Genomic DNA, 25,461 nt, shown 5'->3' with positions numbered 1-25,461 from the left:
CAACTATGGTTAATGAGCGGTTGAGGAGGGCCTGTTCCGGATCGCCGGATGTGATTGAGCGTGCTAAAGAAAATACGCAGCAGGCAACCATCGCCGCCTGCTCTTTCGGACATTGCGCATGGCTTCTTCCAAACCGCAGACAGCTCCCGTGTCAGTGGCTCCTCTTTCTCCCGCTATCGAATCCGCGCTGCGCACGCTGGCGGCGGAAGCCGATGGCGTCGCCGCACTCATCGCCACGCTGCAGAACGGCCTTGGCGCGCCGTTCGCTGCCGCCACCGACCTGATCCGCAACGCCAAGGGCCGCGTCATCGTCACCGGCCTCGGCAAGTCCGGGCATATCGGCCGCAAGATCGCGGCGACGCTGGCCTCGACCGGCACCCCGGCCTTCTTCGTGCATGCGGCGGAAGCGAGCCATGGCGATCTCGGCATGATCACGCCCGACGACGTGATCATCGCGCTCTCATGGTCCGGCGAGACCGCCGAACTGCGTAGCCTCATCAATTATTCCCGGCGCTTCCGCATCCAGTTGATCGCGGTGACCTCGGAAAGCGAATCCACTCTCGGCGCAGCTGCCGATGTGGTGCTGGCGCTACCGAAAGCGCGCGAGGCCTGCCCGAACAATCTGGCGCCGACCACCTCGGCGCTGATGCAACTCGCGATCGGCGATGCGCTCGCGATCGCGCTCCTGGAAAGCCGCGGCTTCTCCGCGACCGATTTCAGCGTGCTACATCCGTCCGGCAAGCTCGGCGCAATGCTGAAATTCGTCCGCGACCTGATGCACAAGGACGAGTCGGTCCCGATGAAGCCGCTCGGCACGCCGATGTCGGAAGCTCTGTTTGAAATGACTTCGAAGGGTTTCGGCTGTGTCGCCATCGTCGACGGCCGTGGCGAGATCGCTGGCATCGTTACCGACGGCGACCTGCGCCGTCACATGCGGCCCGATTTGATGACCGCGACGGTCGATCAGGTAATGACCGCGAATCCGAAAACCATCAGCGGCGACCTGCTCGCCAGCGAGGCGCTGGAAATTCTCAATGCCTCGAAGATCACGGCGCTGATTGTCACCAAGGGCAAAACGCCGGTCGGCATCCTGCATTTGCACGATCTGCTGCGCGCGGGCGTGGCCTGACGCTTACGCGGGGCCGACGCGCAGCCGCGCGCCGTCGGCATTTTCAATTTTAACGCGCGTTCCGGCCTCGAGCGCCGGACCCTCGACGCGCCAGACCGTATCGCCGAGCTTGATGGTGCCGAACCCATTGACGATCGGGGTTTCGAGCGTCGCCACCTGCCCGACCAGTTCCTGTGTCCGGCGATTGAGGAATTGATTGTCCTCGCGCTCCGAGGCACGCGCAGCGAAATGCCGCCACAGCGGCACCATCGAAATCGCAAGCAATGCGAACCCGACAAGCTGCATCGGCCATGAGATTGCAACGCCGAACGACAGCACGCCCATGATCAGTGCGGCGAGGCCAAGCCAGAACATAAAAACACCCGGCACGAGGGCTTCGACACCCATCAGCAGAATGCCGAGAATGAGCCAATTCCATTTTCCGAGTGCAACAAGAGTATCGAACATCGTGAATTCCTCAGCCGAACGGCTTGGCGGGCGGTGTCGTGCCGGTGTTCGGCACGCTTGACCGCTTCGCCGCCGCAGATGCCGCGCTCTCGCCGAACGTCGCCTTGGCGATTTCGCCGATGCCCGCGAGCGAACTCAAGAGGCTGGTCGCCTCCATCGGCAGCATGATCACCTTCTGGTTGGAGGATTCCGCGAACTGACCGAACGCCTTGATGTACTTGTCGGCGATAAAATAATTCAGCGAGGCGACATCGCCCTTGGCGATGGCTTCGCTCACCATCTGCGTTGCTTTCGCTTCGGCTTCCGCCGCGCGCTCACGCCCTTCCGCGTCACGGAACGCAGCCTCGCGGCGGCCTTCGGCTTGCAGGATTTGCGCCTGCTTGGCGCCTTCGGCACGAAGAATTTCGGACTGCCGCTGACCTTCCGCCTGCAGAATGTCGGCACGCTTGACGCGCTCGGCCTTCATCTGCCGGCCCATCGCCTCGACAAGATCGGCGGGCGGTACGATGTCCTTGATCTCGATGCGGTTGACCTTCAGTCCCCACGGCGACACCGCGGCATCGACCACGCGCAGCAGCCGCTCGTTGATCTCGTCGCGATGCGACAGCACCTGATCGAGATCCATCGCACCCATCACCGAACGGATGTTGGTCATGGTCAGTGTGATAATCGCCTGATTGAGGTTGGCTACCTCGTAGCTCGCCTTGGCGGCATCGAACACCTGAAAGAACGCAACGCCATCCACCGTCACGGTGGCGTTGTCCTTGGTGATGACCTCCTGCTCGGGAATGTCGATCACCTGCTCCATCATGTTCACCCTGCGGCCGATCCGGTCGAAGTACGGAACGATGATGTTGAGCCCCGGTTCGAGCGTGCGGGTGTATTTGCCGAACCGCTCCACGGTCCAGTCATATCCCTGATTGACGGTCTTCACGCCCGCGAACAGCGTGACCACCACAAGCAGCAACAGCGCAATGGCGAAAATATCAAATCCGGACATCGTTCCTCCAAGGCCAGGCATGTGACACATCCCATGGGCGGCGCGGGAATATCATCGCACGCAGCCTATCACATTGTCTTTGCGGCAGGGTGTCCGGTTCGATCCGGGCAGCAGAAATGGAAGGAGATTAAATCCAGCCCTGCAATTCGCGCAGCACCAGTTGCCGGATCACATCCATGCCGCCGTCGCTGTCATTCAGGCACGGGATGAAGGAAAACTGCTCGCCGCCGGCATGGCGGAAGATTTCCGCGTTCTCCTGCGCGATTTCCTCCAGCGTCTCCAGGCAATCGGCCGAAAAGCCCGGCGTGAGCACCGCGATCCGCTTGACGCCTTCTTTCGCCAGCCGCTCCATGGTCTTGTCGGTATAAGGCTGGAGCCACGGATCGTAGCCGAAGCGCGACTGGAAGGTGAGGATCAATTCCTTGTCGTCGAGATTGAGACGATTGCGCAACGCCTCGACCGTGGCGACGCATTGCGTCTGATAGGGATCGCCCTTGTCGACATATTTCTGCGGCATGCCGTGGAACGAGGCGACGATCACCTCCGGCTTGAACGGCAACGTCGCAAGTTGCGCCTCGATCGAATTCGCCAGCGCATCGATATAGGCCGGCTCATCATAATAAGGCGGCACAAACCGCACGGTCGGCTGTGCGCGCATCGCGAGCAGCACTTCGGCCACCTTGTCGAATACCGTCGCGGTAGTCGCGGCGGCATATTGCGGATACAGCGGCACCACCAGAATGCGGTCGCAGCCCCTCGCCATCAGCGCATCGAAGCCGGACTGAATCGACGGATTGCCGTAACGCATCGCCCAGTCGACCTCGACATGATCGTGATCCGCGATCGCGGCCGCGAGCTTGTCAGACTGCCCGCGAGTGATGGTCTTGAGCGGGGATTCATTGAGTTCGTTATTCCAGATCTTGAGGTAGTCCTTCGCCTTCCGCGCCGGACGCACGCGCAGGATGATGCCGTTGAGCACCAGCTTCCAGAACAGGCCCTGATTCTCGATCACGCGCGGGTCAGACAGGAATTCCTTCAGGTACACCCGAAGCCCGCGCGCATCGGCGGTGTCGGGTGTGCCGAGATTGACCAGCAGCACGCCGACGCGACCGGCGGGCATAGGTGCAGAGGATACGGATTCGACGCTCGACATCAGACTTTCCGGAAAAGACGGGTCATCAAAAGCACGTCAGCCGCCCGGCGGCAACACCGACGGGCATAACTCATGCCGCCTCGGATTCATCGAGCAGGCCGCGTCCGCGCAGCAGCGCATCCGGCTCCGGCTTTCGCCCACGGAAAGCGATGTAGGCTTCCTCGGGATCGCGCGAGCCACCGGACGAATAGATGTCGTCGTGCAGGCGCTTGGCGACCTTCGGATCGAAGATGTCGCCCGCCTCCTCGAAAGCGCCGAACGCATCCGCGTCCATCACCTCCGACCACATGTAGCTGTAATAGCCCGCTGCGTAATGATCGCCGGAGAAGATGTGCCCGAACTGCTGTGGGCGATGACGCATCGCGATTTCGGCAGGCATGCCGATCTTCTCAAGCTCTTTCTTCTCGAACGCATGGACGTCGGTGATCGAGGACGCCGGCTGGGTGTGGAATTCGAGATCAAGTAGAGCTGAGGACACGAACTCCACCGTGGCGAAACCCTGATTGAATTTCCGCGCGGCGAGGAAGCGCTTGAGCAAATCCTCCGGCAACGGCTCGTTGGTCTGATAGTGGCGGGCGAACTTCTGAAGCACCTGCGGCTGCTCCTGCCAGTGCTCATAAAGCTGCGAAGGCAGTTCGACGAAATCGGTAAACACGCTGGTGCCCGACAGCGACGGATAGGTGACGTTCGAGAGCATGCCGTGCAGCGCATGGCCGAATTCATGAAACAGCGTGCGGGCGTCGTCGGGCGACAAGAGGCATGGCTGGTTCTCCGCGCCGCGGGAGAAATTCATGATGTTGAGGATCACCGGATAGACCTCGCCGTCGAGCCGCTCCTGATCGCGCAGCGAGGTCATCCATGCGCCGGAGCGCTTCGAGGGACGCGCGAAGTAGTCGCCGTAGAACAGCGCCTTGTGACGGCCCTGCGCATCCTTCACCTCCCAGACGCGCACGTCGGGGTGCCAGACCGGCACGTCCTTGCGCTCATCGAAGGTGAGGCCGAACAGACGGTGGGCGACGTCGAAGGCGGCGTCGATCATGTTGTCGAGCGCGAGATAGGGCTTGATCGCGGCATCGTCGAAATTGGCGCGGCGCTGGCGCAGCTTCTCGGCGTAATAGCGCCAGTCCCATGCCGCCAGCTTGAAGTTGCCGCCCTCTTCCGCGATCAGGTCCTGCAGGGCGTCGCGGTCCTTGAGCGCCTGCGCGCGCGCCGGTTTCCACACCCGCTCCAGCAAATCGCGGACATTCTGCGGCGTCTTCGCCATGGAATCTTCAAGGCTGTAGGCGGCAAAGCTCGGCGCGCCAAGCAGCTTGGCCGCCTCCTCGCGCAGCTTGAGGATTTCCAGAATGGTGGCGTTGTTGTCGTGGCTGTTGGCGTTGTCGCCCCGCGCGGTGAAGGCCTTGTAGACCTTCTCACGCAGGTCGCGCCGGGTGGAGGATTGCAGGAACGGCTCGACCGAGGAGCGCGACAGCGTCACCACCGCCTTACCGGGCATGCCGCGTTCCTCGGCTGCGGCCCGCGCCGCTGCCACGAAGCTTTCGGACAGGCCACCGAGGTCGTTATCCCCGAGTTCAAGGAACCAGTCCTGCTCGTCGCCAAGAAGGTTATGGCTGAAGGTGGTGGCGAGATGGGCCAGCTGCTCGTTGATGACCGCCATCCGGGCCTTGGCGGTCTCGCTCAGGCCCGCGCCCGCGCGGTGGAAGTCGGTATAGGTCCGCTCCAGGAGCCGCGCCTGCTCCGGAGTGAGCTTCAGCGCTGCGGCATTCTCGCGCAGCCTCGCAAGCCGCGCGTAGATCTGGGCGTCCATCATGATCGGATTCCAGTGCCGCGCCTCCTCCAGCGCGATCTCGCTCTCGATCTCAAGCAGCTCCGGTGTCGAATTGGCTCCCACCAGATCGCTGAACACGGCGCCGACGCGGGTCAAAAGCCGCCCCGCGCGCTCCAGCGCCGCCACGGTGTTCTCGAAGGTCGGCTCGGCCTTGTCCGCCTTGATGGCGGCAATCTCGGCATCATGCTCGGCGAAGGCCGCCGTGAAGGCTGGCGGGAAGTGATCCGGCAGGATTCGCTCGAAGGGCGGTGTCTCGAACGGCGTCTGCCAGGCCTCAAGCAAGGGGTTGCCGCCGCCGCTCGGGGTTTGCGTGGCGGCGGACGGCAAAGCGGACGATTTTGTCATGGGGGCCCTGTTTTCAGCGATTTCTGTCCGGAACATATAGCATCGCGCAGGCTCTTTTTTAGGCCCGGAACGCTTGATTGCGGCACCGATTTCGCAGACATTGCGGCCGCAAACGGAAAGAGACCTTCATGAGCGCCGAAAAGACCGAAACCGGAGCCAAGACCATCGCCTGGCCGAGCGTCATCACCGTCCTGAGCGCCGCGATCCTGATCGGCGCAGAGGTGTTCGGCGCGGCTTTCGCGGGCGGCTGGGCGCTGGCGATCCTGTTCGGGCTCGAAGACACCGGCGCGCACATCCTCCAGGTCATCCTGTTCGCCATCGGCGTGGCGATCATGATCGGCTTCGTACGCGGCGCGCGGCAAGTCGAGCCGTTCACGCGGCGCGCCTGAGGCGCCGATGCGCTCCGAACTGCGGCGAGAGTGTGATTTCGTTAAGCAGTTTTAACAGCCGTTCATGTTCGGCGGCGATTTTGCGGCTTCACGGCAACATCGCGCGACGATCGTGGAGAATTCTATCGCACGGCTGAAAAAGTCCTTGCGCCACCGAGTCAAAACTCATATTTCACGCGTGCCCAATTTCGCACGTGCCTGTGGTCGTGTGTCAGTCGGTGGGTATCCGGACAAGAGGCCGGACAGCCGCCAAGGGGACGAAGAACCGAGGGTCGTTTAGCCGAAAGGCTGAAAGGCCAGCATCTCTCTCAAGAGGTGCCGTTGAAGGTGACTTTGCTCCTTGCAACCGTGACTGACAGCCGGAGGCGAACCGGCGCACCCCGCTCTCAACGGGGGACGCGACTTAAAGCAACGACGGAGCGGGCTTTTTTGGTCTCTGTTGGCTTTCCACCAGCCAGCGCGAATACCGAAGAGGCTTGTCCTTCATTGCCAGGCGTGCGGTCGGGAATTTTCCCAACCAATCCACGGCAGCACAGTCCGATCTGAGGATCGGCCATCGTCGCGTCTCCATCGTGCGACATGGCTGAGGTTCTTGGCTCAGACGCAATTTTTTGGACGGTTCAGCGCCAACTCGTTTGGCTGGGCCGTTTGGGAGAAGTGCTATGACCGACCGTATCCAGGAATTCCTGCGCAACCGCCGCAGCGAGGGCCTCGACACCGAGCCGTGTCTCGTCGTCGACCTCGAGGTGGTGCGCGACAACTACCAGACCTTCGCGAAGGCGCTCCCTGACAGCCGCGTGTTCTACGCGGTGAAGGCGAATCCTGCGCCGGAAGTGCTCTCGCTTTTGGCCTCGCTCGGCTCGTGCTTCGACACCGCGACCGTGGCCGAAATCGAAATGGCGCTCGCTGCCGGTGCAACCCCGGACCGCATCTCCTTCGGCAACACCATCAAGAAGGAGCGCGACATCGCGCGCGCCTACGCGCTCGGCATCCGCCTGTTCGCGGTGGACTGCGTGGCCGAAGTCGAGAAGATCGCCCGTTCCGCCCCCGGCGCGAAGGTGTTCTGCCGCATCCTCTACGATTGCGCCGGCGCCGAGTGGCCGCTGTCGCGCAAGTTCGGCTGCGAGCCGGAAATGGCGGTTGAGGTTCTCGACCTCGCCAAGCGCCTGCGTCTGGAGCCGGTCGGCATTTCGTTCCATGTCGGCTCGCAGCAGCGCAAGGTGAAGGCATGGGACCGCGCGCTGGCGATGGCCTCGCAGGTGTTCCGTGACTGCGCCGAGCGCGGAATCAGCCTCTCCATGGTCAACATGGGCGGCGGCTTCCCGACGAAGTACCTCAAGGACGTTCCTCCGGTCGTGCAGTACGGCCGGTCGATCTTCCGCGCGCTGCGCAAGCACTTCGGCAACCAGATCCCGGAAACGATCATCGAGCCGGGCCGCGGCATGGTCGGCAACGCCGGCGTGATCGAGGCGGAAGTCGTGCTGATCTCGAAGAAGAGCGACGACGACGAGAACCGCTGGGTCTATCTCGACATCGGCAAGTTCGGCGGCCTCGCCGAGACGATGGACGAGTCGATCCGCTACGCGATCCGCACCCGTCACGACGGCGCGGAGATGGCGCCGTGCGTACTCGCCGGACCGACCTGCGACTCGGCCGACGTGATGTACGAGAAGGTGCCGTACCCGCTGCCGGTCACGCTCGAGATCGGCGACAAGGTGCTGATCGAAGGCACCGGCGCGTACACCTCGACCTACTCGTCGGTGGCTTTCAACGGCATCCCGCCGCTGAAGACCTATCACATTTAAGGTCGCGGCCCGCGTCGCCGCCTGACTAACCGGACGCCGGTTCGCCGGCGTCCATCCCGTCACAACCGATTTGCTGACAACACGCGGTGGACCGCAGGTCCATTGGCGTGGGGACTGATGTGCCATGACTGCTGTTCGGAAAACCGCTGCCCCCTTCGCTGATGCCGCCCCGTTCGCGATCCGCGCCGAGCGCGCCGCGGACGTCGCCGCGCGCGAGGCATTGCTCGATGCAAGCTTCGGCGAGGGCCGTCATACCCGCACCTGCCAGCGCCTGCGCGACGGACGCGCGCCCGCGGAAGGCCTCGCCTTCTCGGCCACTCAGCATGGCAGGCTGATCGGCACCGTGCGGCTCTGGCACGTCAGCGCGGGCGGCATTCCCGCACTGGTGCTCGGCCCGCTGGCCGTGGATGCCTCCTGCCGCTCGCTCGGCGTCGGCGCAGCCCTGATGAACCACGCGCTGGCGGCGGCGAAGGCGCACGGCCACACCGCCGTGATCCTGCGCGGCGATCCGGCCTATTACGAACGGTTCGGCTTCTCCGCCGAAAAGACTGGCGAATTGGCCCTGCCCGGCCCGTTCGAGCGCGAGCGGTTGCTTGCCATTGAACTGCGCGAAGGCGCGCTCATGGGTGCATGGGGCATGATCGCCGCCACCGGGGCCAAGGCACGGCGGCCCCGTGCCGCCAAAACACACGCGATCGCAACCGCAGCCGCTTGATTAAACCGGATGGACGAGGCATTGCCTCTCTCATTCAATAACGAGGATACACCATGTCTCGCCGTCTGATTTCATCCGGTTCCCCCTTCGAGAAGGTCGCGGGTTACAGCCGCGCCGTTGTGGAAGGCGACATGTGTTTCGTCGCCGGCACCACCGGCTACGATCCCGTCACCAAGGTTCTGCCCGAAGACGTGAGCGAGCAGACGCGCAACTGCTTCAAGGTGATCGCCAGCGCGCTGAAAGAGGGCGGCTTCGAAATGACCGACCTTGTTCGCGCGACTTATTACGTCACCGACGCGAAAGACTTCGATGCGGTGTTCAAGGTTTGCGGCGAGACGCTCGGCGACATCCGCCCCGCAGCGACGATCATTGCCGTGTCCGCGCTCTACAAGCCGGAGATGAAGATCGAGATCGAAGTCACCGCGAAACGCCGCTCGGCCTGACGCCACAGGCATCAGTCACTCGACGCGCCAAGATGTCGCAAGCCGCCGGTTTGACTTGGCGGCCAGCCATCCTAACTTAACTTCATGATGTTGAACGTGCGCCCCAACCGTCTGTTGCTTCGCGCAGGTCACTTTCAAGCAGGAAAGTGACCCGGACGGACGCGTGTCCGCACCGTCCGGGTTCCCGTCAACCTCCCTCTTAAACTCCAACCTGAAACTCGACTGAAATGCTCGCGACGTGTCGCGAGCATGTTTCCGTTGTCTCCTGCGGGCTCTAAAGCCGTGCAGCCAACCCAAGGTGAACGACATGCATAGCGATTTGCATACAAGGCTCCCCGCCATCGCCATCAGCGTGCGCGATGCCGACCGGTTGCGCCATCTCGCCGAGGTTGCCGCGGACCGATATCCCGAGACGGCGGAATTCCTCGCACAGGAAATCGAGCGCGCCGAGATCCGTTCCGCCGATCAATCGATGCGGGACATCGTCGCCATGCAGTCGGAAGTCACATTCCGGGACGACATCGGCGGGCAGTCGCGGACGGTGACGCTGGTGTATCCGGAGGATGCCGATGTCGGAGCGGGCAAGATCTCGGTCCTGACGCCGATCGGCGCTGCGCTGATCGGCATGTCGGTCGGAAAATCCATCGAATTCCAGACGCCTGCGGGCGGCTGGCGTTCGCTGACCGTTACCAAGGTCTTGCACCGCGCCTGACGCCGGCACGCATATCCACATTCGTGTGACGTTATAAAATAGCATGGGCGATAAAATGTCGCCCATGCTGCGGCTCATGATAAATAGAGAGAATGAGCCACAGCCATTCTCACAGCCATCATGGTCACCACCATGACCATGCGGACCACGCGCACGATCACGGCCACGCACATGACGACCACGCGCACGACGACCACGCGCATCACGGCCATCATCATGCGCCCGTCGATTTCGGCCGCGCGTTTCTGATCGGCATCACGCTCAACACGGCCTTTGTCGGGATCGAAAGCCTCTATGGCTATCTCGCGAATTCGACCGCGCTGCTCGCCGACGCCGGTCACAACCTCTCCGATGTGCTCGGTCTCGCCACGGCATGGATCGCAGCCGTGCTGTCGAAGCGCGCGCCGACCGCGCGCTATACTTACGGTCTGCGGAACACGTCCATTCTTGCGGCGCTCGCCAACGCCGTGCTGCTCCTGATCGCGTCCGGCGCGATCCTATTGGAGGCGGTACAGCGCTTGATCGAACCGGAGCCGGTCAAAAGCCTCACCATCATTGTCGTGGCGGCCATCGGAATTCTCGTCAACGGCGCAACCGCATGGCTGTTCGCTTCCGGTCAAAAGGGCGACATCAACATTCGCGGCGCCTATCTGCACATGATGGCGGATGCCGGCGTCTCCGCGGGCGTCGTCATCGCGGGCCTCATCATCATGCAGACCGGCTGGCTCTGGATTGATCCTCTCACCAGCCTTGCGGTCGTGGGCGTCATCGTCTGGAGTACCTGGAGTCTCTTACGCGAAAGCACCGCGATGTCGCTCGCCGCAGTACCGGCCTCGATCGATCCTGCCGCCGTGCGCGCGATGCTGGCGAGCCGCCCCGGCGTATCCTCGATTCACGATCTGCACATCTGGCCGATGAGCACGACGGAAACCGCACTTACCGCCCATCTCGTCACGCCCGGCGGACATCCCGGCGACGGCTTTCTGGTTGAAACCTGCCAACTGTTGCAGGAACATTTCCGGATCAACCACTCCACAATCCAGATCGAAATCTCCGAACACAGCAACTGCGCGCTTGCGCCCGATCATGTCATATGAACGCTGGATGACGGATTCAGGCGCGCCATTACGTCACAAAAGCCGTTTCAGACCTTGATTTCATCGGCGTTTTGTCGTTTTGAGAGGCTCTCGCTGGCGCGCCTTTGCCGCCGCTTGTTTCCCCCGACAATCTGGAGATTCAATGATGTCGTCCAATGCTTCGTCCGTGCATGCACGCATCACAGGTCCCATCGTCATGGTCGGCTTCGGGTCGATCGGCAAGGGATTGCTGCCGCTGATCGAACGGCATTTCGATTACGACAAGTCGCGCATCACGGTGATCGATCCCAAGGATGAAGGCCGCAAGGCCCATTGCGAGAAGCACAATGTGCGCTTCATCCAGCAGGGCCTGACCAAGGACAATTATCGCGACTTGCTGACCCCGCTGCTCACCGAAGGCAACGGACAAGGCTTCTGCGTCAACGTCTCGGTCGACACCGGCTCCGCCGACATCATGGAACTCTGCAACGAGCTCGGCGCGCTTTACATCGACACAGTCAATGAACCTTGGCTCGGCTTCTATTTCGATGCGTCGAAGGGCCCGGAAGCGCGCTCCAACTACGCGCTGCGCGAGAACACGCTGGCTTTCAAGAAGGCTCGGCCCGCAGGCTCGACGACGGCCGTCTCCTGCTGCGGCGCCAACCCCGGCATGGTCTCGTTCTTCGTCAAGCAGGCCCTGATGAATGTCGCCGCCGACCTCAAGCTCAATGCGCCGAAGCCGAAGAGCCGGGCCGAATGGGCGGACCTGATGCGTCAGGCCGGCATCAAAGGCATCCACATCGCCGAACGCGATACCCAGCGCTCGAAGAAGCCGAAAGAACCGGACGTGTTCGTCAACACCTGGTCGGTGGAAGGCTTCATCTCGGAGGGCGTGCAGCCGTCCGAACTCGGCTGGGGCACCCACGAAAAGTGGATGCCCGAAAACGCACACACCCACCAGGCCGGATGCGGCGCTGCGATCTATCTGATGCAGCCCGGCGCCAACACGCGCGTACGCACCTGGTGCCCAACCCGCGGCGCGCAATACGGCTTCCTCGTCACCCACAACGAATCCATTTCGATCTCCGACTATTTCACGGTGTTCGACGCATCGGGTACGGCCATCTATCGGCCGACCTGCCACTATGCCTATCACCCAGCGGATGATGCGGTGCTCTCGCTGCACGAGATGTTCGGCCGCGCCGCCAGGGCGCAGGAGAAGCATCACATCCTCGATGAAAACGAGATCGTCGACGGCATCGATGAACTCGGCGTTCTGCTCTACGGCCACGACAACAATGCCTACTGGTACGGCTCGCAGCTCTCCATCGAAGAGACAAGAAAGCTCGCGCCCTATCAGAACGCCACCGGCCTGCAGGTCACGTCGGCGCTGGTCGCGGGCATGGTGTGGGCGCTGGAAAACCCGAACGAAGGCATCGTCGAAACCGACGAGATGGATTTCGATCGTCTGCTGGAAATCCAGATGCCATATCTTGGGCCGGTGAAGGGTTACTACACCGACTGGACGCCGCTGAAGGATCGTCCGGGCCTTTTCCCCGAGGACATCGACACCAGCGATCCGTGGCAATTCCGGAACGTCCTAGTGCGCTGATCGCGACCGACACAAAAAGAGCCGGCTTCACGCCGGCTCTTTTTTATTCAAAAGCTATTTCTTCACCGGCTCGCCCATCTTCTCGGCGGGCGCGGGAGGAAGCGCCGGCGTTGCGCCTCGTTTCTGCGCATCCGCGTCAGGACGCGCGGGCTCAGGCGGCGGAGTCGTGGGCCGCGCGCCTCCGGGCTTCGATTCCGCAGGTCCATCGGACTTGCCCGCGGGCACCTGTGGGGTTTCGGAATTTGGCGCCGTCGCCTGCGCAATCTCTTTGCGTCCGGACAATTGCGACCATGACAACCCAACCACCGTCAGCCCCATCGCCACCATGACAGCGGCAAGCACAAGGTCGAGCCTGAACGGATTTTTCTGCTGCGAATCCATGACCGCTTCCTTTCACGCGAAGGACAACGGTTACATCGCAGCTAAGGTTCCTCCATGCGGGAACCGTAAACAGGGTTAGAGCGGCAGGAGTCCGGCGTCGCCGTCTTCCGTCGCGAAGGCGAGCAGCGAGCCTTTGGCATTCCATGCGAGCGCCGACACCGGCTCGCCGCCGTTGCGGCGAACCAGAATCTCCGCGCCGTCCTGAATGCGCACCATCAGAATGGTGCCGTCGCTGTAGCCGGCCGCGAGAATATCGTGCTTTGGATGGCAGGCCACCGCCGTGACCTTCGCCTGCAATGGCGCCAGCATTGCCGGCTCCTTGCCCATCGGCCCATCCTTGCTGCCGAACGGCCACAGGATCACGGTGTCCGCGCCCGAAGTTGCGAGGAGTTTTCCGCCTACACTCCACGACATCGACCGCACGCGGCCCGGATAGCCAGTCATGCGCATGTGCTTGGCATCGGCGAGCCGCCAGCCGTGCAACGCGGGCTCATGCATCGCGGTGACGAGAAAGCGGTTATCCGCGCTGAACATGACGCCGAGATGCGAGCCCTTCCATTCCAGCACTTCCGGGGTTGCCGCCATGTTCGGAAACCACAGCGTCACGCCGTTGTAATGGGCGATCGCCAGACGCAAGCCTTTCGGCGCAAACGCAAGGCCGCCGACGGTCGATGGCGCGTCAAAAGACTTTTCCGCATCTTTAGTTTTGACGAATGCAGTCTTGCCCGCCGACCACGCAACCGTACCGTCCGCATGGACCGCCACGCTATCGATCCAGCGATGGCGGGCATCCGCCGCAAGCGTTTCGATCTTGCCCTTGGCATCAACCGACACGACCTTGCCGTCGTCACCGCCGGTGATGAGGCGCTTGCCGTCAGACGTCGCGCACAGAATACCGCCGCCATGGACGCCCAGTTGCGTGGATTCGCCCTCGTTATCAGCGAGAACCACGGTCTCCTCGCCATTCACGAACGCCGCCACGTCGCCAAGAAAATGCACGGCAGTGGCGGGCGCTTGCAGCTCGATCTTGAGAACGCTCTTGGTGACAGAAGCGACTGCGGCGTCGGAAGGTTCGAAAGACTCAAAACTCGACATCATGCAACCGTCGTCACGCGATCGTCTTGGCGAAGCCTTCGCGGATCCGCTCCTCGGGCAATTCGCGGCCGATGAAAACCACACGGCTTTCGCGCTTCTCGTCCGGCTTCCATTTCCGCTGGTGATCGCCTTCGAGCATCATGTGCACGCCCTGGAACACGTAGCGGTCATCATCGCCCGCGAACGCCAGGATGCCCTTGGACCGCAAAATCTTCGCGCCGTCATTGGCGACAAGCTCCTGCAACCACGGCATGAACTTCATCGGATCGAGCGGCTTGTCGGAGCGCAGCGACAAAGACTGCATGTCCTCGTCGTGATAGTGCTTCATGCCATGGCCATGATGGTGGCCGTGGTCATGGTGATGATGGCCGTGATGGTCATGATCGTGGCCATGTTCGCCGCAACCGCAATCCGGCCCATGCTCATGGTCGTGATGATGGTGATGGTCATGCTCGTCTTCCTCGAGGAAGGCGGGCTCCAGCTCCAGAATACGGTCGAGATCGAACGCGCCGCGCCCGAGCACGTCCGTCAGCTTCACCGCGCAACGCTGGGTCTTATGCAGCGTGGCGTACGGATTGATCGCGCGGATGCGACCCTCGACCTCGGCGAGTTCATCCTTGTTCACCAGATCGGTCTTATTGAGCACGATGACGTCGGCGAAGGCGATCTGGTTCTTGGCTTCCGGGGCATCCTTCAGCCGCTCACTGAGCCACTTGGCATCCGCCACCGTCACCACTGCGTCGAGCGCGGTCTTCTGGCTCACTTCTTCGTCGACGAAGAACGTCTGCGCCACAGGTGCCGGATCGGCGAGGCCCGTCGTCTCGAGAATGATGGCGTCGAACTTGCCCTTGCGTTTCATCAGCCCATCAATGATGCGAACGAGATCGCCGCGCACCGTGCAGCAGACGCAGCCATTGTTCATCTCGAACACTTCTTCGTCGGCGCCGACGATGAGATCGTTGTCGATGCCGATCTCGCCGAATTCGTTGACGATCACGGCATATTTCTGGCCGTGGTTCTCCGACAGGATGCGGTTGAGCAGCGTGGTCTTGCCTGCGCCGAGATAGCCGGTGAGGACGGTGACGGGGATTTTGGAAGCAGCGTCAGACATGGAAACTCCGGGGGACATGCGCCTGAAGCCGGTATTTCCGGGCCTTCCAGCGCGTCGATGAGAGCCTTTATATTGTGCCGAGGGCCCACAATGTAAGTGGTTATTGGGCTGATTTCGGGGCGATTCAGGCCTCCAGATGCCGCCCCGGAGCGAACCGGCGCACAAGCCCGCCTGCAGGCCCGATAATCATCGAGAGGAAGTAGATCGCACCAGCGGCCAGCACGACGGATGGCCCCGCGGGCGCATCGGCAGCCGCCGCCAGCACAAGTCCGAGATAACCGGAGACAATGGCGCTGGTGATGGCCACGAGGATGATGCGTGAAATGTCGCGCGACCAGAACTTCGCGATTCCCGCCGGAAGGATCATCATGCCGACCGCCAGCAAGGTGCCGAGCGCGTTATAGGCACTGACGAGATTCACCACGACAAAAGCCATGAAAACGAGGTGAGCCAGCGCGCCAGCGCGTCCGGCAACGCGGATGAACAGCGGATCGACGCATTCCATGACGAGCGGCCGGTAGATCACGGCGAGGGCGCACAGCGTCAGCGTGGTGTTGAACGCGATGAGATAGAGCGCGCCTGCGTCGATTGTCTGGACATCGCCGAACAGGATCTCGATGAGTTCATGGCTCGATCCGTGCGATGCGACGAGGATGACGCCGAGCGCGAGCGCGACGAGATAGAACACCGCCAGCGAGGCATCCTCCTTCATCTCCGTCACGCGTGTCATCAACCCCGAAAGCACGGCAACGACCAGACCGGCGATCAACCCGCCGATCGTCATCATGATCCGATTCATCCCCGACAGCAGGAACGCGACCGCCACGCCCGGCAGGATGGCGTGCGACATCGCATCGCCCATCAGGCTCATCCGCCGCAACATCAGAAACACGCCGATCGGGGCGCTGCCGAACGACAGCACGACGATCGCGACCAGCGCGCGGCGCATGGTTTCATCGGTGAAAGGTGCCGCGAAAATATCGAGCATCAGCAGGCGGCCTGCGATGTGTGCGGGTCCGCGCAGGGCGCAGCCGCGTCGTCGAATGCCTCGCACATCTGCCGCGCGCGCGAGAGGTGTTCGGCCGTCAGCACGTCATGCGTGGCACCCCACGCCACCGGCGTGCGCGCCAGCAGCAGCGTTTCGGGAAAATTCGCCCGCACCTCGGCAAAGTCGTGCAGCGCCGCCAGCACGGTGCGCCGCTCGCTGTGCCATTCCCGCACCAGCATCATGAGATCGGCGGCTGTTCCGGGGTCGATGGCGTTGAACGGCTCGTCGAGCAAAATCAGCTGTGCATTTTGCAGAATGACACGCGCGAACAACATCCGCTGCATCTGTCCACCCGACAGCGTACCGATAGGCCGGCGTTCGAATCCGCTCAGGCCGACGGTCGTGATCGCCGCCTCGATGGACTTCCGGTCGGCTTCCTTGAAGCCGCCGAAAGCACCCTTGCGCCGCCATAATCCCAGGCCGACGAAATCAAACACCGAAATCGGAAAATCCCGGTCGATGTCGGCGCTCTGCGGCAAATAGGCGATGTGGCGCGGATCGAGCCCGCCAAGATCGATGCCGCCGGACAACGGCTTGAGAAGGCCGGCGATGCCGCGAAACAGCGTCGATTTGCCCGCACCATTCGGGCCCACCACCGCCAGCAACGCGCCCTCCTCGACCGTACCATTGAGATGGTGGACGGCAGGGTGGCGCTCGTAGCCAAGCGTCAGGTCGCGAAAGGTGATCCGGGCGGTCACAGAGGCCTCACGGCGACAATAACGAAGATCCAGAGCACCGCCACCAGCAGGAGCGACCCGCCCAGCCGGGCAGCCAGCCCCATGCGCAGGAGCGACCACGGCACGGCCTGCGTCGGATGGGGCCTGGAGGGCGCATGGTGATGCCCTGCGGCCGCCTGGGGCGCTCTCAGGGGCGTTCCGGCATGGTCATGGCCACACGTTTGGCCGTGGGCCGGACCATGAATGGAGCCTTGAACTGAACCTTCAACTGAGCCTTGGGCCATGGAAATTGCCTCATATCCGGCAGCACCGCTGGCCAGTTAAAACGTTATATTATAACATATTTTCGAATAGCAAGGGCCGCCGCCCGGCCCCGGCCCCACGTCAAGAGAAATGACGCACGAGAGCAAGTCCCGCCACGAGGCCCGCGAGGCCCAGCAGGACCGATCCCACGACATAGGACAAGGCCGCCAGCCCGGCACCGCGCTCGTACAGCGTCACCGCATCGAGCGAGAACGATGAAAACGTGGTGTAGCCGCCGAGGATGCCGACCATCACGAACAGCCGCCAGGGCTGCGCCGCCTGCCCCTTGAAGGCGAGGTAGCCCGCGATCAACCCCATCACCAGCGAGCCTGTGACGTTGATGACGAAGGTGCCAAAGGGAAAGCCCGTGCCGAACAGCCGGGCGCAGAGCTGATTGACAGCGTGGCGCAGCGACGCACCGAGCCCGCCGCCAATGAAAACCAGCAGGTAGTTCATCCGAGCCTCATATCCGTCTCAACCGGCTGCCTCCGGCCTCGGGCAGGACCACAGCCGCACAAAATGAAGGGGCGGCACATGGCCGCCCCTTGCTTATTGAATTTGAGGTTTCCCGCAACCTTCACGAGGCCTTCGAGAGCAACTCTTCCACGTATTCCCAGTTCACAAGGTTCTCGATGAACGCCTTGAGGTAATCGGGACGGCGGTTGCGATAGTCGATGTAGTAGGAGTGCTCCCATACGTCGACGCCGAGGATCGGGCTTCCGCCATGAACCAGCGGGTTTTCGCCGTTCGGCGTCTTGGTGACTTCGAGCTTGCCATTCTTCACCGAGAGCCAGGCCCAGCCGGAGCCGAACTGGCCCGCGCCGGCGGCTGCGAAATCGGCCTTGAACTTCTCGAAGCCGCCGAGATCCTCGTCGATCTTCTTGGCGAGCTTGCCCGGCAGCTTGGTGCCGCCACCCTTGGGCTTCATCATTTTCCAGAAAAGGGTGTGGTTGTAATGCTGCGCGGCATTGTTGAACAAGCCAGCGTTCTTGCCGAACGAACCCTTGACGATCTCTTCGAGCGACTTGCCCTCGAATTCGGTGCCCTTGAGCAGGTTGTTGCCGTTGGTGACGTAGGCCTGATGATGCTTGTCGTGGTGATACTCGAGCGTCTCCTTGGACATGTAAGGCTGGAGCGCGTCATGAGCATACGGCAGGTCCGGAAGGGTAAAGGTCATAGGATACATCCACGATCGTGAGAGAGAGTACGAAACTTAACGGCGCGGACTATAGAAGGTTTCCTCTCCGGAACATAGAACCTTCGGGCGCGGGGATGCTCCGCCCACGGGGCATGACGCCGCGCGCAAATCATGCGATAGCCTTGTTTCGACAGCTTCTTTTCGCCGTGCTGACGGGCCCCTGGGGACGACGAAACGCTCATGAAACGTGTCTTGGTTGCACTCGCCGTTTGTATTTCCCAGTTTCCGCTGGCTGCAAATGCCACGGACATCCTCCTCATGAGCGGAGGCGCTCCGAAGGACGTGCTGATCACGCTCATCCCGCAGTTTGAAAAAGCGACCGGCCATCGCGTGATCACACAGCATGTCCTGATTTCCGCATTGCGGCAAAAAATTCTGGCCGGGGAAAGTGCCGACGTTCTGCTGATGCCGACCTCGGCTCTCGACAATCTCGCGACGATGCACAAAATCCGACCAGAGGATCGTGCCGCGTACGGAATTCTCAAACTTGTCGCAATCGTCAAAAACGGCGCGCCTCGCCCGAACATCTCAAGCGTCGATGCCTTTCGCCGCGCCCTGGTGGACGCCCCCTCGGTCGTCTATTCGACGCCGGCTTCGACCCCGAGCGGCGCGCACATGGCCAGCATGGTCTCCGAGCTCGGGATCTCCGACATCGTCGAGCGCAAGGTGACCTATCGCCCAGCGCTGGAAGGCGGCGTCAGCATGGTGGCCGACGGCCGCGTCGCCATCGGAATCTATCCGGCGAGCGAAGTCGTCCATGTCGACGGTGTGACTTCGCTCGGTCCCCTGCCCGAGCCGCTGCAACTCACTCTGGTTTACGGCGGCGCGGTGGCAGCCACGAGCAAGGCTCCTGGACCGGCGCGGGAATTGATCCGCTTTCTCGCAGCTCCCGAGAACCGCGCCGTCTGGCGGCATGAGGGATTCGAAATTCCGCACTAACCTTTCAATGGTCAATCCGGGGGATATCCAGATGGCAACTTACGACGATCAAAACATCTTCGCGAAAATCCTGCGCGGCGAACTGCCCTGCCTGAAAGTGTACGAGAACGATCGCACGTTCGCTTTCCTCGACATCATGCCGCGCTCTCCGGGCCACACGCTCGTGATCCCGCGCGCGGGTGCGCGCAACCTCCTGGACATCCGCGAGGAGGATTTCATGGAGGTCGCCCGCACCACCCGCACCATCGCGCGCGCCGCGATGAAGGCGTTTGCCGCCGACGGCATCATCATCCAGCAATTCAGCGAGCCCGCGAGCGGTCAGGTCGTATTCCACCTGCACATGCACATCATGCCGGTGAAGGAAGGGGTTGCGCTGCTGCCGCCGCAAACCCGCAAGGAAGACCCAAAGGTGCTGGAAGACCACGCGGCAAAGCTGATCGCGGCGCTGAAAGCATAAGCGCCCCTTAAGGCGGACAAACAAAAAAGCGGGATGGCCAAGCCGTCCCGCTTTTTATGTTCGAGAATTCCGGCTTACACGCCGAGATAGCGCTGCAGCACTTCCGGCTGTTTCTTGATCTCCAGCGCCGGCCCCTCGTGGACGATGTGGCCGTTGTTGATGATGTAGACGCGCTGCGCGAGCGCCAGCGTCGCGGCGAGGTTCTGCTCCACCAACACGATGGTCTGCCCCGCGGCCGCAAGATCGCGGCAGGCGTTGACAAGATCGCGCACGATCACCGGCGCGAGGCCTTCGAACGGCTCGTCGAGCAGGATGATCTCCGGGTCACGCACCAGCGCACGCGCGATCGCCAGCATCTGCTGCTCGCCGCCCGACAGATCGGTGCCGCGGTTGCCGCGCCGTTCCTTGAGTCGCGGGAACATCTCGTAGATGCGATCGAGCGGCCAGCGCTTCGGCGCGGTGATGCCCGCGAGGATGATGTTTTCCTCGACATTGAGGCTGCCGAAAATGCGGCGATCCTCGTGCACCAGCTGCATGCCGGCCTGGGCGATGACGTGGCTCTTCTTGCCGGCCACATCATGGCCGTTGAACATGATATTGCCCGAGCGCGGCGTCACCACGCCCATCAGGCTTTTCAGCGTCGTGCTCTTGCCCGCGCCATTGCGGCCGAGCAGCGCCACGACCTCGTTGCGGTTCACATTCAGCGACACGTCAAACAGGATGTGCGAGTCGCCGTAAAACGAATTCAGACCTTTGACCTCGAGCAGGCTCATTCGAGAACTCCCCCGAGATAGGCTTCTTGAACTTTCGGATTGTTCTTGATCTCGTCCGGCGTGCCTTCAACCAGCACACGACCCTCCTGCAAAACCGTGACCTTCTGAGCCAGCTCGAACAAGGCATCCATATCGTGATCGATCACGATCATGGTTCGGCCCTTGGCGATCGACTTCAGAAGCTTGACCGTCTCCACGCGCTCGCGCGGGCTCATGCCTGCGAGCGGCTCGTCGAGCAGCAGCAGGCTCGGCGAATTGGCCAGCGCGAGGCCGATCTCAAGGCGCCGCTTTTCACCATAGGCAAGTTCCGACACCGGCACATCCGCGCGGTCGGTGAGGTTCACCATGGCCATCACGTGATCCACCTGCTCATCCAATCCCTTCACACTGCTGATCCGTTTGAAAAGATCCAGACGGAACTTGCCGCGCAGATCGCCCAGCACGGCGATGATCAGATTCTCGCGAACGGTAAGGCGCGTGAACAACTGGTTGACCTGATAGCTCTTGGTCAGGCCAAGCTGGCAGACGTCGGTCACGGTCTTGCCGGTGATGTCGTGACCTTCGAACACGATGCTGCCGGAGGTCGGCGTCACTTCGCAGGTCAGCATCTTGAAGAAAGTCGACTTGCCGGCGCCGTTGGGGCCGATGATGCCGCGCAACTCGCCGTGGTTCACCGTAAAGTTGATGTCACTGTTGGCAACCAGACCGCCATAGCGCTTGGTGAGGCCCGTCGCCTGCAGGATCGGCCCCTGATAGCCATCAAGGGCGCGATCGCGCGGTGGCATCGGCGGCGCAACCGGCTCACGCGCGATTTCGGCCTCCGCGATCTCCTGCTCCTGTTCGGCCGTCATACCGGGAACAGGCGCATCCTCTTTCGGCTCCGACGCAGAACGGCGCGCGAAGATCAGATTGTAGAGATCATAGATGCCGCCGATGAGGCCGCGGCGGAGGAAACAGACCAGCAACACGAAGATGACGCCCAGCACCAGCTTCCATGCCGCACCAAGACCGAGCGCCGCCTGCAGGAAGTCCTGCAGGAACAGCCACACCGTCGCGCCGAGCAGCGGGCCGAACAGCGTGCCGGTGCCGCCGATCGCGGTCATCATCACGAGTTGCGCCGACGTGTCGAACATGAAGGCATCCGGCGGCATGAATGCCTGCATGACGCCAAGCAGACCGCCCGCGAAGCCGGCATAGGCCGCCGCGACTACGAAGGCCGTGAGCTTGTAGCCGTGAACATTGTGACCGACCGCAGCCGCGCGCAGCGGATTGTCGCGGATCGCCCGCAGCACCGCGCCAACTGGCGAACGCACGATCCGCAGGCCCAGCACGATGCCGATGAAGAACCAGAACGCCAGGAAGCCATACAGCGACCAGCCGGTCGTGAAATGCATATGGATGAAGCCGAGATCGAGGCTGGGGCTCGGCACGCCCGGCAAGCCGTTCTCGCCGCCGGTCCAGTCCGACAGCGGATTGAACTCGACGAAGAAGAACACTTCCGCGATCGCCACCGTGATCATGGCGAAATAGATGCCGGTGCTGCGCAGCGCGACGAGGCCGACAAGGTAGCCAACCGCGGCGGCGGCAACCATGCCGATGAACAAAGCCGTTATCACATGGGGGAAGCCGGCGATGGTCAGAAGATAGGCCGCGACGAAGCCGCCGGTGCCGTAAAGCGCCGACTGACCGAACGAGAGGAGGCCGGTGAATCCGAACAGGATATCGAAGCCGATTCCGAACAGGCCCCACACCAGAATGCGGTTGACGGTGTTCGGCGCGAATCCGAGGTGCGGCAGAATGAAGGGAGCGATGATCAGGCCGATGGCCGTCAGCGTCTCGATCAGAAAGGGGCGTTGCTTGATCATGAATAAACCGTTCCTATGCCCGGCTTTGCGAGCCAAACAGCCCGTGCGGGCGTAGCACCAGCACGAGCGTCATTGCCGCGAACAGCATGACGTAGGCGTAGCCTGGATTGATCATTGAAGTGATGCTGATGATCTCGCCTGCGATCAGGCCGCCGAGAATGGCGCCCGGGAACGAGCCGACACCACCGATCACGATGACGACGAAGGTCTGCACCAGGATCGCTTCGCCCATGTCGGGGGTCAGCGACACCACGGGAGCGTTGACGATGCCCGCGAAACCGGCTGCCATCGCGCCGATACCGAACACGATCATGAAAACGCGAAAGACGTTGATGCCGAGTGTGGACACCATCATCGAGTCTTCGATGCCGGCGCGGACGATCATGCCGAGGCGCGTGCGGTACAGCACGAGATACAGAGCAAGAAGCGCGACCGTCACGATGCCCACGAGGGCAAGACGATAGGTCGGATAGTACATGAAGCCGAGCGAGGTGATGCCGCTGAAAATCTTCGGCGCAGGCACCGTCAGCGACAGGCTGCCGAAGAAGAAGCGCACGATTTCAACGATGCAGATGCCGATACCGAACGTCACCAGCAACTGATCCTCGTCGGGACGCCCGTAAAAATACCGGATGATGACTCTTTCCATCACCACGCCGGCGAGCATGACGAACAGCGAACCAGCCAGAACCGCGATGATGAAGGAGCCCGTATAGGTGAAGGCCACGTATCCGGCATAGCCGCCCAGCATAAACATCGCACCATGCGCGAGGTTCAGAACGCCGAGGGTACCATAGATGATCGTCAGACCCGATGAGATCAGCGCCAGCAGCGCACCGAGCACGAGCCCGTTGAACAGCTGTGAAACGAAATTTGCCCAATTGATCACTTGTTTCCAGCCCGCGAAAAATTTCTTTTTTTCAACCGCTGAGCTTTCGTCCTGCGACCCGGCATCAGCGCCTGTTGAGTTATGAACCGAGACCGTTAAAGCCGGCACCTGACACGACGTCGCATCAGGTGCCGGCGTTCAACGAGACTTACGCGATCAGGTGTAATCGCCGAGGTTGCAGCCGAACGCGTCCGGCTTCTGCATCAGCCCTTCACCGGGGACGATTTCGACAACATCCCAGTAGTCTTCCTTGTTCTTCATGTCCGCGGACTTCTTGCCGCGCACGATGATGACCGGACGAATGCACTGGTGGTCTTCCTTGCGGTAGTAGACCTCACCCACGAGCGAAGGAATCTTCTCTTCCTTCTCGTAGGTCTTGATGATGTCCGGCGGATAGAAGCTCTTGGCTTCTTCGGCCATGCGAGCCCAATGAACGAAGCTGATGTAGGCATTTTCCGCGCCCCACTCGGGCTGGTAGCCATACTTCTTGCTGAAGGCTTCGTTGAACATTTTGGCAAGCGGATACTTGTCTTCGATCGTCCACCAGTAGTCGGTCGCCGCATAGACGCCGGCGAGCAGATTGCCGCCGACTTCAGGAGCGAGGAACGGAATCTGGTACGGCACGGCGAGCTTCATCTTGTCGAAGATGCCGAACTGCTTGGCCTGCTGGGTGGAGAGAACCGCGTCGTGGCCCCAGTTGACGTTGATCAGCACGTCAGCGCCGGAGTTGGCGACGTTCAGCAGGTAGGACGAGTAGTCAGGCGCGCCGAGCGGCGAAACCTGGTTGGTCACGGTGGTCCAGCCGGCCGTTGCGAGGTAGTCCTGCATCGACTTGGTGACGGTGTGGCCGTAGGTGTAGTCCGGCGTCATGTACGCCGCCTTCTTGTTCTTGCCGAACACCTTCACGAGCTGAGGACCGATCGCCGCAGCGGCGGTCTGGCCGAAGAAGTTCTGGCGGAAGCCGTAGCGGACGCAGTCCTTGCCGGTGGTGTCGTTGGAGCCCGAAATGCCGGCGAGGTACATCACCTTTTCGCGCTGGGCGAGCTTGTTCAGCGCAACCGCCACCGCCGACGAGGTCGAGCCGGTCATCAGCACAACCTTGTTCTCGGTGATGAAGCGCTGCTCCGCCTGCACCGCGATGTTCGGCTTGGCGCCGCTGTCGGCCACGACGAGCTTCACTTCCTTGCCGAGAATGCCCTTGCTGGTCTTCGGCGAGATTTTCTTGACGAGGTCGTGACCCTGGTTGATGTGCTCGACCGCGAGCTCCCAACCCTTGAGTTCGTCTTCGCCCTGCACGGCGTAGGTGCCGGTGCGCGGCACTGCGGCGCCGAAGGTGATGGTGCTGCCGGACGAACCTGCCGGATAGGTGCCGATCGCCGGATGATCTGCTGCGAAGGCTGGCATCGACAATCCGCCGGACAGCGCAGCGCCGCCGATCAGACCCGCACTGCCCTGCAACAATGCACGGCGCGACAACCCAGAATAGAGAATTTCATTGATCTTCGTCATCAGTAACCTCCCAAAACATTGTTGCGGCTTATGATGAGCTGGCGAAAGCAGATGAAATTCCGCAGCTCTCGTTTATATTTATGCCGGTTCCTTTGAATTCCTTTCATCCCAATTCTGTCAATGTCACTTTGGTCGAACGGTCCTGTGCCGGGCGCCGTTAAGGATATGCGCGTATCTGCATGCACTTCGAGAAAGCAGCATAAAAAGCCAACTTCAGAGAATTTTTCTGTAACTTGAATGCAAACCGCGCACCTCATGCTTATCCGTAAGGATGATGCGCTCCGGTGCCGCATTCCCCCCTGTTTTTAGTCGTGTTGCGACCGTTCAGAAGATTATTCTCTTCCTGACAAGGCGATTATCTTCCCGATCGAAGCGGCAATTTTCGCGGCCGATGCCTCACCAACGTGCGTCCCGCGAAAGCGAGTCCGATATTGTTCCGCCCCAGGCAAGCGGTAACATGGCGTCTCTCACCTGGGAGACAGACCATGAGCATTTCAGACGGATCACATCACAGTCTTGGCAGCGCTCTGCATTCCCTTCGCGCAAAGTGGGGATGGGTTCT

The 25,461-nt window shown here is 61.8% G+C and carries 27 protein-coding genes (1 of these 27 running past the window's edge); 11 read left to right on the top strand and 16 right to left on the bottom strand.

The features are described from left to right. Positions 1 to 118: 118 nt before the first annotated feature. Positions 119 to 1,129 (top strand): KpsF/GutQ family sugar-phosphate isomerase, encoded by a 1,011-nt coding sequence (locus AC1RNA_RS06755; RefSeq protein ID WP_009337433.1) that lies wholly within the window; start codon positions 119 to 121, stop codon positions 1,127 to 1,129. Between the two features lie 3 nt (positions 1,130 to 1,132). Here the strand turns inward: AC1RNA_RS06755 and AC1RNA_RS06750 are convergent, their stop codons facing one another. The 4 genes from AC1RNA_RS06750 to AC1RNA_RS06735 form a co-directional block, all read right to left on the bottom strand. Continuing rightward, complete coding sequence (locus AC1RNA_RS06750) at positions 1,133 to 1,576, bottom strand: NfeD family protein (RefSeq protein WP_492950561.1); 444 nt, start codon at positions 1,574 to 1,576, stop codon at positions 1,133 to 1,135. 10 nt (positions 1,577 to 1,586) lie between these two features. Then, complete coding sequence (locus AC1RNA_RS06745) at positions 1,587 to 2,576, bottom strand: SPFH domain-containing protein (protein ID WP_492950560.1); 990 nt, start codon at positions 2,574 to 2,576, stop codon at positions 1,587 to 1,589. 127 nt (positions 2,577 to 2,703) lie between these two features. After that, positions 2,704 to 3,729: a ferrochelatase gene (gene hemH, locus AC1RNA_RS06740; protein WP_492950559.1), complete on the bottom strand. Its 1,026-nt coding sequence runs from the start codon at positions 3,727 to 3,729 to the stop codon at positions 2,704 to 2,706. A 70-nt stretch (positions 3,730 to 3,799) separates the two neighbouring features. Further along, entirely contained in the window at positions 3,800 to 5,902 is a 2,103-nt protein-coding gene (locus AC1RNA_RS06735; protein WP_492950558.1) for a M3 family metallopeptidase, read from the bottom strand. Between the two features lie 128 nt (positions 5,903 to 6,030). On the opposite strand from AC1RNA_RS06735, the gene AC1RNA_RS06730 reads away from it, so the two are divergent. Beyond that, complete coding sequence (locus tag AC1RNA_RS06730; RefSeq protein WP_009337438.1) at positions 6,031 to 6,291, top strand: hypothetical protein; 261 nt, start codon at positions 6,031 to 6,033, stop codon at positions 6,289 to 6,291. A 386-nt stretch (positions 6,292 to 6,677) separates the two neighbouring features. Here AC1RNA_RS06730 and AC1RNA_RS06725 read toward each other — a convergent pair whose 3' ends face one another. Continuing rightward, positions 6,678 to 6,848 carry a hypothetical protein gene (locus AC1RNA_RS06725; RefSeq protein WP_181903288.1) on the bottom strand — a complete coding sequence of 57 codons (171 nt, stop codon included), beginning with the start codon at positions 6,846 to 6,848 and terminating at the stop codon, positions 6,678 to 6,680. Between the two features lie 105 nt (positions 6,849 to 6,953). Between AC1RNA_RS06725 and AC1RNA_RS06720 the strand changes: the two genes are divergently transcribed. From AC1RNA_RS06720 to AC1RNA_RS06695, 6 genes are all read left to right on the top strand, one after another. Next, a complete protein-coding gene (locus AC1RNA_RS06720) occupies positions 6,954 to 8,096 on the top strand; it encodes a type III PLP-dependent enzyme (RefSeq protein WP_009337439.1) in 1,143 nt (380 codons plus the stop codon). 124 nt (positions 8,097 to 8,220) lie between these two features. Then, positions 8,221 to 8,811, top strand: coding sequence for a GNAT family N-acetyltransferase (locus AC1RNA_RS06715; protein ID WP_492950557.1), 591 nt, complete (start codon positions 8,221 to 8,223; stop codon positions 8,809 to 8,811). A 53-nt stretch (positions 8,812 to 8,864) separates the two neighbouring features. Beyond that, on the top strand, positions 8,865 to 9,254 hold the full coding sequence (locus AC1RNA_RS06710) for a RidA family protein (RefSeq protein ID WP_492950556.1): 390 nt from the start codon (positions 8,865 to 8,867) through the stop codon (positions 9,252 to 9,254). 307 nt (positions 9,255 to 9,561) lie between these two features. Then, the gene (gene rnk / locus AC1RNA_RS06705) at positions 9,562 to 9,966 is read left to right on the top strand and encodes a nucleoside diphosphate kinase regulator (protein ID WP_492950555.1); all 405 of its coding nucleotides are present in this window, start codon (positions 9,562 to 9,564) and stop codon (positions 9,964 to 9,966) included. A gap of 92 nt (positions 9,967 to 10,058) precedes the next feature. Continuing rightward, the gene (locus AC1RNA_RS06700; protein WP_492950554.1) at positions 10,059 to 11,063 is read left to right on the top strand and encodes a cation diffusion facilitator family transporter; all 1,005 of its coding nucleotides are present in this window, start codon (positions 10,059 to 10,061) and stop codon (positions 11,061 to 11,063) included. A gap of 145 nt (positions 11,064 to 11,208) precedes the next feature. Next, positions 11,209 to 12,654, top strand: a complete 1,446-nt coding sequence (locus AC1RNA_RS06695) for a homospermidine synthase (protein ID WP_492950553.1) — start codon at positions 11,209 to 11,211, stop codon at positions 12,652 to 12,654. 54 nt (positions 12,655 to 12,708) lie between these two features. On the opposite strand, the gene AC1RNA_RS06690 is transcribed toward AC1RNA_RS06695, so the two are convergent. The 7 genes from AC1RNA_RS06690 to AC1RNA_RS06660 all read right to left on the bottom strand — a co-directional run bounded on the left by AC1RNA_RS06690 (position 12,709) and on the right by AC1RNA_RS06660 (position 18,446). Continuing rightward, a complete protein-coding gene (locus AC1RNA_RS06690; RefSeq protein ID WP_009337448.1) occupies positions 12,709 to 13,035 on the bottom strand; it encodes a hypothetical protein in 327 nt (108 codons plus the stop codon). Between the two features lie 75 nt (positions 13,036 to 13,110). After that, complete coding sequence (locus AC1RNA_RS06685; RefSeq protein ID WP_492950552.1) at positions 13,111 to 14,133, bottom strand: WD40 repeat domain-containing protein; 1,023 nt, start codon at positions 14,131 to 14,133, stop codon at positions 13,111 to 13,113. A 10-nt stretch (positions 14,134 to 14,143) separates the two neighbouring features. Beyond that, positions 14,144 to 15,241, bottom strand: coding sequence for a CobW family GTP-binding protein (locus AC1RNA_RS06680; protein ID WP_492950551.1), 1,098 nt, complete (start codon positions 15,239 to 15,241; stop codon positions 14,144 to 14,146). Positions 15,242 to 15,365: 124 nt separating this feature from the next. Beyond that, positions 15,366 to 16,232 carry a metal ABC transporter permease gene (locus AC1RNA_RS06675; protein ID WP_492951186.1) on the bottom strand — a complete coding sequence of 289 codons (867 nt, stop codon included), beginning with the start codon at positions 16,230 to 16,232 and terminating at the stop codon, positions 15,366 to 15,368. Beyond that, positions 16,229 to 16,987, bottom strand: coding sequence for a metal ABC transporter ATP-binding protein (locus tag AC1RNA_RS06670; RefSeq protein WP_492950550.1), 759 nt, complete (start codon positions 16,985 to 16,987; stop codon positions 16,229 to 16,231). Before AC1RNA_RS06670 ends, AC1RNA_RS06675 begins: the two co-directional genes overlap by 4 nt. Positions 16,988 to 17,350: 363 nt before the next feature. Further along, positions 17,351 to 17,725 (bottom strand): fluoride efflux transporter CrcB, encoded by a 375-nt coding sequence (crcB, locus tag AC1RNA_RS06665; protein WP_492950549.1) that lies wholly within the window; start codon positions 17,723 to 17,725, stop codon positions 17,351 to 17,353. Positions 17,726 to 17,846: 121 nt separating this feature from the next. Beyond that, positions 17,847 to 18,446 carry a superoxide dismutase gene (locus AC1RNA_RS06660; RefSeq protein WP_009337462.1) on the bottom strand — a complete coding sequence of 200 codons (600 nt, stop codon included), beginning with the start codon at positions 18,444 to 18,446 and terminating at the stop codon, positions 17,847 to 17,849. Between the two features lie 279 nt (positions 18,447 to 18,725). Here AC1RNA_RS06660 and AC1RNA_RS06655 point away from each other — a divergent pair, with 279 nt between their 5' ends. Next, positions 18,726 to 19,406, top strand: coding sequence for a substrate-binding domain-containing protein (locus AC1RNA_RS06655; protein ID WP_009337464.1), 681 nt, complete (start codon positions 18,726 to 18,728; stop codon positions 19,404 to 19,406). 31 nt (positions 19,407 to 19,437) lie between these two features. Beyond that, positions 19,438 to 19,863 (top strand): HIT domain-containing protein, encoded by a 426-nt coding sequence (locus AC1RNA_RS06650; protein WP_040297979.1) that lies wholly within the window; start codon positions 19,438 to 19,440, stop codon positions 19,861 to 19,863. Between the two features lie 74 nt (positions 19,864 to 19,937). On the opposite strand, the gene AC1RNA_RS06645 is transcribed toward AC1RNA_RS06650, so the two are convergent. From AC1RNA_RS06645 to AC1RNA_RS06630, 4 genes are all read right to left on the bottom strand, one after another. Next, positions 19,938 to 20,636 carry an ABC transporter ATP-binding protein gene (locus AC1RNA_RS06645; RefSeq protein WP_492950548.1) on the bottom strand — a complete coding sequence of 233 codons (699 nt, stop codon included), beginning with the start codon at positions 20,634 to 20,636 and terminating at the stop codon, positions 19,938 to 19,940. Then, positions 20,633 to 22,501, bottom strand: coding sequence for a branched-chain amino acid ABC transporter ATP-binding protein/permease (locus AC1RNA_RS06640; protein ID WP_009337471.1), 1,869 nt, complete (start codon positions 22,499 to 22,501; stop codon positions 20,633 to 20,635). Before AC1RNA_RS06640 ends, AC1RNA_RS06645 begins: the two co-directional genes overlap by 4 nt. Positions 22,502 to 22,514: 13 nt before the next feature. Next, positions 22,515 to 23,390 (bottom strand): branched-chain amino acid ABC transporter permease, encoded by an 876-nt coding sequence (locus AC1RNA_RS06635; RefSeq protein WP_009337474.1) that lies wholly within the window; start codon positions 23,388 to 23,390, stop codon positions 22,515 to 22,517. Between the two features lie 156 nt (positions 23,391 to 23,546). Beyond that, a complete protein-coding gene (locus AC1RNA_RS06630) occupies positions 23,547 to 24,899 on the bottom strand; it encodes a substrate-binding protein (RefSeq protein WP_009337476.1) in 1,353 nt (450 codons plus the stop codon). Between the two features lie 485 nt (positions 24,900 to 25,384). Between AC1RNA_RS06630 and AC1RNA_RS06625 the strand changes: the two genes are divergently transcribed. Then, a protein-coding gene (locus AC1RNA_RS06625; protein ID WP_492950547.1) for an HdeD family acid-resistance protein crosses the window boundary here: on the top strand, positions 25,385 to 25,461 show its start. It continues 487 nt past the right edge of the window; the window shows 77 of its 564 coding nt (coding positions 1-77); it begins with the start codon at positions 25,385 to 25,387; the stop codon falls past the right edge of the window.

The sequence above is a fragment of the Afipia sp. GW821-FHT14H12 genome (assembly GCF_058803465.1).
Note: the sequence above shows the minus strand (reverse complement) of the source record. Positions and strands in the feature narration are given on the sequence as shown.